The sequence below is a fragment of the Teichococcus deserti genome (assembly GCF_001982615.1).
GTDB classification, from domain to species: domain Bacteria; phylum Pseudomonadota; class Alphaproteobacteria; order Acetobacterales; family Acetobacteraceae; genus Pseudoroseomonas; species Pseudoroseomonas deserti.
Map to the genome: position 1 here is coordinate 1 of NZ_MLCO01000548.1, position 891 is coordinate 891.

An 891-nucleotide genomic window follows, 5' to 3' on the forward strand; every position below is an offset into this window, starting at 1 on the left:
CTCCTCCCCCCTCTGCCGTCCCCCCGTCAGACCGAAGGAAACCTTCGCATGTCGCTCGAAGCCCTGCGCGCCAGCCTGCCCGACTATGCCCGCGACCTGAAGCTGAACCTGGGCAGCCTGGCCACCGAGCCGGTGCTGAACGCGCAGCAGCTGGCCGGCACCTTCGTCGCCAGCGCCATCGCCAGCCGCAACGCCGTGGTCACCAAGGCGATCGTCGGCGAATTCGGCCCGAAGCTCTCGGCCGAGGCGCTGGTCGCCGCCAAGGCCGCCGCCGCCATCATGGGCATGAACAATGTCTACTACCGCTTCACCCATCTGGTGGGCGGCGACTATCCGGGCCTGCCCGCCAAGCTGCGGATGAACGTCATGGCCAAGCCCGGCGTCGAGAAGGTGGATTTCGAGCTCTGGTCGCTCGCCGTCTCCGCCATCAACGGCTGCGGCATGTGCATGGAGAGCCATGAGAAGGTCGTCCGCCATGGCGGCCTGTCCAGCGAGCAGGTCCAGGCCGCGGTGCGCATTGCCGCCGTGGTCCATGCCGTCGCCGCCGTGGTCGAGGCGGAAGCGGCGCTGGCTGCCTGAACAGCCAGGCTGAATTGCCGATTCGGGCAGCTGAGAGAAAATCCTTCTCCCGCTACCCGCAGTGCGGAGCCGGGCCATGCCCAGCTTTTGCCGTTTTTTAGGGCATTTTTGTCAAATTTGCAGGTCGATCCGTTTGCCATGCGTTCACTGCATGGCGATACGCTGCAAATGCGGGCAATTTTTGTGCTGCACCGCGAAAAACCGCTTGCACACGAATGACCGCATGGCTATCTTCCATCTCGCAGCAGCACAGTACGCTGTGCGGCTGTCTTTCTTGGACGTTTCCTCCCTAAACTCGGCGGTGCTTCGGCA

General features: G+C 64.1%; 1 protein-coding gene. It reads left to right on the forward strand.

Going from position 1 to position 891, the window contains the following annotated elements; translation table 11 throughout:
• The first annotated feature begins 48 nt into the window (after window positions 1–48).
• The gene (gene ahpD, locus BKE38_RS29970) at window positions 49–579 is read left to right on the forward strand and encodes an alkylhydroperoxidase, AhpD family (protein ID WP_076960706.1); all 531 of its coding nucleotides are present in this window, start codon (window positions 49–51) and stop codon (window positions 577–579) included.
• The last annotated feature ends 312 nt before the right edge of the window (window positions 580–891 follow it).

Coding starts and splice junctions, on each gene's coding strand:
- ahpD (WP_076960706.1), top strand. CDS start 49: ATGTCGCTCGAAGCCCTGCGCGCCAGCCTGCCCGACTATGCCCGCGAC.